Source organism: Ramlibacter sp. (genome assembly GCF_035706265.1).
Classification (GTDB): domain Bacteria; phylum Pseudomonadota; class Gammaproteobacteria; order Burkholderiales; family Burkholderiaceae_C; genus Ramlibacter.
The window spans coordinates 1-4,922 of the sequence record NZ_DASSVG010000446.1; the positions used below are offsets into that span (position 1 = coordinate 1).

General features: G+C 69.6%; 8 protein-coding genes. 2 read left to right on the top strand and 6 right to left on the bottom strand.

What is annotated here, in order from left to right; translation table 11 throughout:
• A partial coding sequence (locus VFM98_RS15900) for an NAD(P)/FAD-dependent oxidoreductase (protein ID WP_325110885.1) occupies window positions 1–173 on the bottom strand: 173 nt, incomplete at its 3' end.
• Between the two features lie 117 nt (window positions 174–290).
• Here VFM98_RS15900 and VFM98_RS15905 point away from each other — a divergent pair.
• Window positions 291–686, top strand: a complete 396-nt coding sequence (locus VFM98_RS15905) for a hypothetical protein (protein ID WP_325110878.1) — start codon at window positions 291–293, stop codon at window positions 684–686.
• 36 nt (window positions 687–722) lie between these two features.
• Here VFM98_RS15905 and flhD read toward each other — a convergent pair whose 3' ends face one another.
• From flhD to ybiB, 5 genes are all read right to left on the bottom strand, one after another.
• On the bottom strand, window positions 723–1,034 hold the full coding sequence (gene flhD, locus VFM98_RS15910; protein WP_325110879.1) for a flagellar transcriptional regulator FlhD: 312 nt from the start codon (window positions 1,032–1,034) through the stop codon (window positions 723–725).
• Window positions 1,035–1,185: 151 nt separating this feature from the next.
• A complete protein-coding gene (gene flhC / locus VFM98_RS15915) occupies window positions 1,186–1,713 on the bottom strand; it encodes a flagellar transcriptional regulator FlhC (protein WP_325110880.1) in 528 nt (175 codons plus the stop codon).
• Window positions 1,714–1,801: 88 nt separating this feature from the next.
• A complete protein-coding gene (locus VFM98_RS15920) occupies window positions 1,802–2,260 on the bottom strand; it encodes a cache domain-containing protein (protein WP_325110881.1) in 459 nt (152 codons plus the stop codon).
• Between the two features lie 180 nt (window positions 2,261–2,440).
• Window positions 2,441–3,208, bottom strand: a complete 768-nt coding sequence (gene cobA / locus VFM98_RS15925) for a uroporphyrinogen-III C-methyltransferase (RefSeq protein ID WP_325110882.1) — start codon at window positions 3,206–3,208, stop codon at window positions 2,441–2,443.
• The gene (ybiB, locus tag VFM98_RS15930) at window positions 3,205–4,110 is read right to left on the bottom strand and encodes a DNA-binding protein YbiB (protein ID WP_325110883.1); all 906 of its coding nucleotides are present in this window, start codon (window positions 4,108–4,110) and stop codon (window positions 3,205–3,207) included. The genes cobA and ybiB overlap by 4 nt, the downstream gene beginning before the upstream one ends.
• 158 nt (window positions 4,111–4,268) lie before the next feature.
• On the opposite strand from ybiB, the gene VFM98_RS15935 reads away from it, so the two are divergent.
• Window positions 4,269–4,922: tripartite tricarboxylate transporter substrate binding protein (locus VFM98_RS15935; RefSeq protein ID WP_325110884.1), on the top strand; the 654-nt coding region annotated here is incomplete at its 3' end.

Here is a 4,922-nt window from a genome sequence, read left to right on the forward strand (position 1 = left end):
AAGTTGCAGCGGCCGCCGCCGGAGATGCGGATCTTCTCGGCGATCTTTTCCGCATGGTCCAGCAGCAGCACCCGCACGCCGCGCTGGCCGGCCACGCCGGCGCAGAAGAGGCCGGCGGCCCCGGCGCCGATCACGACGGCATCGAAGAAAGGGGGCGGCGTCGTGTCCGTCATCGCGGCGGATTATCCGGGTGCGCCGGAGGTGGACTGGATTTGGGCCGCTGTTCGACCGATTGCATTCCTCTTCTTCAACTTACGATTTGTTTCATTCGAACTGTGATGGAGAAGGGAATGCCCATGTGGAAAGCCTCGATGTTGCTGCTGGCCCTGGTGGGCGCCGCAGCGGGTGCGGCCCAGGCCGGCACCTACGAAACCCAGCAGCTGTCGGATTGCCCGGGCATCAGCGCCGGCGCCCTGCGCGACGAAGTCCGCAAGGTCGGTTCCGCCGCGGGCCTGGACCTGCCCAAGGACATGGCGCTGCGAACGGAGTTGCACTGCAGCGCGGACGCCAAGGGCCGCTTCGTCTACACGGTGCGCGCCGCGATCGAGAAGCAGCTGGCCGACGGCGAGATCCTGCGCTGGGCGCCGGTGGCGCAGCTCACCGGCTTCGGCACCGCCGCCGGCAGCAGCGCGGTGCTGCGCCAGGTGGGTTTCACGGTGCGCGACGTGATCCGGCAGGAGCCCTGAGGCAGCGGTCGTCCTCGCGCCTGCGCGGGGACGACTTCAGGCCGCGGCGGCCTGTCCGGCGAGCACGATCGACAGGTGGGCCTGCTGCAGCGTGCACTCGCGCGCGTCCTGCATCACGGTGCGGGCGATCGGCAGGTCGTGCAGCCGGAATCCGCACAGCACGAAGTTGCTGGTGGCGAGCTTGACCACTTCCCCCATCGACATCGCGAGCAGCAGGTCCGCCGTCTCGGCCCCGATGCCCAGGCGCAGCATCGCCGCCGCGCGGTCCTCCCGCAGCAGCTTCTGGGCGAGCAGCATGTAGGTGAGGTTCAGATCCGCGATTTCCCTGGAAGCGTCCGCCGATGGCATGCCTGTCTCCTGGGGCTCCCAACGCCCCTTTGTCTTGCGGCGCGATTGTGACAGTGTGTTACCTGGATCCGGGGCGCGGAAGGGCATTGCCGGATGGGAGGCGCCGGTGCCCGGACGGGTGGAGCGCGCCGTGCACCGCGCGCCACGCCGCTCAGGTCAAGGCCGGCTGCGGCTTCTTCTTGCCGGCGCGCGCCGGCGGGCGGCACAGCACGCAGACGTAATCGCGCTGGTCGTCGTGGGCATGGGCCACGAAGCGGCCGGTGCAACGGGTGCAGGTGGCCAGATCCAGCATGCCGCTGTCGAAGAAGCGCACCAGCGTGGAGGCGCGGGTGAAATCGAGCACCGGCTCGTCGCCGTGCAGCTCCAGCTGCTGCTGGTACATGCGGAAGGCCTTGATCAGCGCCTCCAGCCGGCCTTCGGCCAGCGGCAGCATGTGCAGGTAGAAGTTGTAGAACAGGGAGGCGTGGATGTTCGCCATCCACGTCATGTACCAGTCGGTGGAGAAGGGCAGCAGGCCCTTGGGCGGCGAGGCGCCGCGGATCTCCTTGTACAGGCGCACCAGCCGGTCGCGGCTGAGGCCCACCTCCGCCTCCAGGAACTGCAGCCGGGCGCCCAGTTCGATCAGCGTCACCGCGAGCTGCACCTCGCGCGCTTCCTGCAACACACTCTTCTGGGCCATCGGGCCGGTATTGTCGCCGTGCCCCCGGCCCTTCCCGAGCCGCCCGGCGCGCCGGGCGTGCCGGCCGGCGCCCGGGTTTCGCGCTCGCTTACTTGTAGACGCCGCCGCAGACGACGTAGTCGTCCAGGCGCTCGCAGTAGGCCGTCTTCGGCTCGATCTTCTTGCTCACCGGGTTGACGAACTTGTAGTCGGTGTAGAAGGTGGCCTTGGTCTTGCCCAGCTCGACGCGCTCCTTGATGTACTCCTTGCCGTCGATGTCCTTCATGTCGATGAAGTTCTTGCCGACCATCTTCTCGTTGGTGCCGTGCGCCACGCAGGTGCCATCGAGCTTGTGCGCGGCCAGGTACAGGTCGCGGTCGTGGAACTCCTTGCTGTCGCGGCGGGTGATCTCGGCGAAGCCCTTCTCCTTGCCGTTGGCCTTGATGTAGGCCACGCCCTTCTTCACCATCGCCTCGGCTTCCTTGGCCGTGGCGGCACCTTCCGCCCATGCCGCGCCCATGCCCAGCATCGCCGCCAGCGCCACGATCACCGTCTTCCTTGCCTGCATCGCTCCGTCCTCTGAATGTTGAATTGAAATGAGTGGGTGCGCCGATTCTGGCCGAGCCGCGGCGGCACCGATGCGGTGAACAAAGGGCGGATTCCGCGGCACATCCTCTGATCGGGCCCGTGCGGGCCCGGGATGGCCAGGAAATCGACTTAACGCCGGTGTGGCGCGGATGCCGAATCTTCAGGCGGCCCGCGCCGCCGTCACCGCCTCGGCGGCCAGGGCGACGCCGCGGATCACGTCACCCACCACGATCACGGCGGGACTGGCGAGCCCCTCGCGCGCGATGGTGGCGGCGAGCTCGCCCAGCGTGGTGACCGCGTGGCGCTGGTCCGGCAGCGAGGCGCGCTGCACGATCGCTGCCGGCGTGTGCGCGGGCAGGCCCGCCAGCAGTTGCTGCTGGATGTGGGCGGCGCCGCTCATGCCCATGTAGATCACCAGCGTGAGGTGCGCCTCCCGCGCCGCGGCGGCCAGGCCCTGCCACTCGGGCGGGCATGCACCGCTTCGGGCATGGCCGGTCAGGAACACCACGCCCTGTGCATGTTCCCGGTGCGTGAGCGGCACGCCCAGCGAGGTGACGGCGGCCAGGCCGGCCGTGATGCCGTTGACCACTTCCACCGCGATGCCCGCGGCGCGCAGGTGCTCGGCCTCCTCGCCGCCACGGCCGAAGATGAACGGGTCGCCGCCCTTCAGGCGCACCACGTTCTCGCCTTCGCGCGCGGCCATCACCATCAGCTTCTCGATGAAGGCCTGCGGCGTGCTGTGGCAGCCGCCGCGCTTGCCCACGCGCACGATGCGCGCGTGCGGCGGCGCGAAGGCGACGATCTCGGGATTCACGAGGTCGTCCACCAGCAGCACGGTGGCGGCCTGGATCGCCTTCAGCGCCTTGAGCGTCAGCAGTTCCGGATCGCCGGGGCCGGCGCCCACGAGGGTGACTTTGCCTGTGTTCATGCCAGGGCGAGGTGCAAGATGTGTTCCACCTGCAGCGCGATGGATTCGGGCACCGGCTTGCGCCCGGCGAGCACGTCGCGGATGTAGGCCGCAGTGGTCTCGGGGTCCACCTCTTTCGGCAGCGCGGGCAGGTCGGTCAGCGTGCCCTGGCGGCCGGGCTCCAGCGTCATCCGCTGTCCCTGGCGAAAGCCCTCCATCTGCGGCAGGCGGCGCGCGTCGGCCACCGCCTCGCCCTCGGTGCCGCGCAGCAGCAGCGCTGTCGCGCCGATGCGCTCGAACACAGCGCCCATGGAAGCGGCGTATTCGGGGTGGGTGTAGCTGCTGACGATCACCGCCGCACCAAGGCAGGGATTCATCAGCTTCACCAGGCTGTGGGCGCTGTTGCGCAGGCCGATGGCACGGCGCGCATCCAGCAGGCGCTTCAATCCGGAGTGCAGCACTTCGGTGGGCACGAAGGCGAGCTGGCCGTCGCGCAGCACGGGCGCGGCGCCGCTGGGTTCGATGTCCAGCGCCTCCAGCACGTCGCGCACGAAGACGCGGCTCGACTCGGTGGCGGCGCCGTGGATCAGCACGGGCAGGCCGCGCCGCGCGACCAGGCCGGCCAGCAGGGGCGTGAGCACCGGCAGCCGGCGCGCCCCGTTGTAGCTGGGCAGCACGACCACCGGCTTGCCGCTGGCCGAGGCGGCGCGCTGCAGCCGCGCATGGGTGGCATCGAGGAAGCCGCACATCTCTTCCGGCGTCTCGCCCTTCACGCGCATGGCGATGCAGAAGGCGCCGATCTCCAGGTCGGTCACGTCGCCGTCGAGGATCTGGCCGAACAGGTCCGCCGCCTGCTCGCGCGCGAGCGAACGCGCGCCCTGCTTGCCGCGGCCGATTTCCTTGAGGTACTGCGCAATGCCCACGCGCCATTGTCACAGAGGGTTGATGACCGCCAGCTATAAGCTGATTCCGCGCGAACGCAGTCGCCGCGCAGGCGCCAGCAGATCCGCCGCCGCGCGGGGTCAACCCTGATGGCGCCCCGCAGGCCCGCTGGCACACTGCGCCGCGAAAGGGGCTTCGCATGATGCACCTGCCTGGGGCTGCCGCGTTCGCGCTGGCCGCGACCTGCGCCGCCGCCGCGGCGGCGCAGCCGGCCTACCCGCACCAGCGCGTGACGCTGGTGACGCATTCCAGCCCCGGCGGCGGCAGCGATGTCTTCCTGCGCGAACTGGCGCGCCATCTCGGCCCCGCGCTGGGCGTCAACTTCGCGGTGGAGAACGTCACCGGCGGCAGCGGCGCCAAGGCCATGGCGATGGTGGCGCGCGCCAAGCCGGATGGCAGCGTGTTCTACGCCACCACGCCCACCTACATCCAGACCACGCTGCTGTCCAAGCCCGAGGTGGGCTACACGGCGCTGGAACCGGTGGCGATCGTGTTCGAGGACCCGGAGGTGATCTTCACGCGCGCCGACGCGCCGTTCCGCACGCTCACGGACGTAATCGAGCACGCGCGCCGCAATCCCGGCAAGGCGCGCTGGGGCGCGGCCAATCCAACTTCACTCGAACGGATCGCGCTGGAACGCATGTCGCGCAAGATGAACGTGAAGGTGCCCGTGGTTCCGCACGAAGGCGGCGGCGACATGATGATCAACGTGCTGAACGGCACGCTGGACATCGGCGTCGGCGAAGTCGAGGAACTGAAGGGCCAGTCGCAGTCGGGCAAGGTGCGCATCCTC

Excerpts from the sequence above, each read along its gene's own strand:
- VFM98_RS15905 (WP_325110878.1), top strand. The coding sequence starts at position 291 with ATGCCCATGTGGAAAGCCTCGATGTTGCTGCTGGCCCTGGTGGGCGCC.
- flhD (WP_325110879.1), bottom strand. The coding sequence starts at position 1,034 with ATGCCATCGGCGGACGCTTCCAGGGAAATCGCGGATCTGAACCTCACC.
- flhC (WP_325110880.1), bottom strand. The coding sequence starts at position 1,713 with ATGGCCCAGAAGAGTGTGTTGCAGGAAGCGCGCGAGGTGCAGCTCGCG.
- VFM98_RS15920 (WP_325110881.1), bottom strand. The coding sequence starts at position 2,260 with ATGCAGGCAAGGAAGACGGTGATCGTGGCGCTGGCGGCGATGCTGGGC.
- cobA (WP_325110882.1), bottom strand. The coding sequence starts at position 3,208 with ATGAACACAGGCAAAGTCACCCTCGTGGGCGCCGGCCCCGGCGATCCG.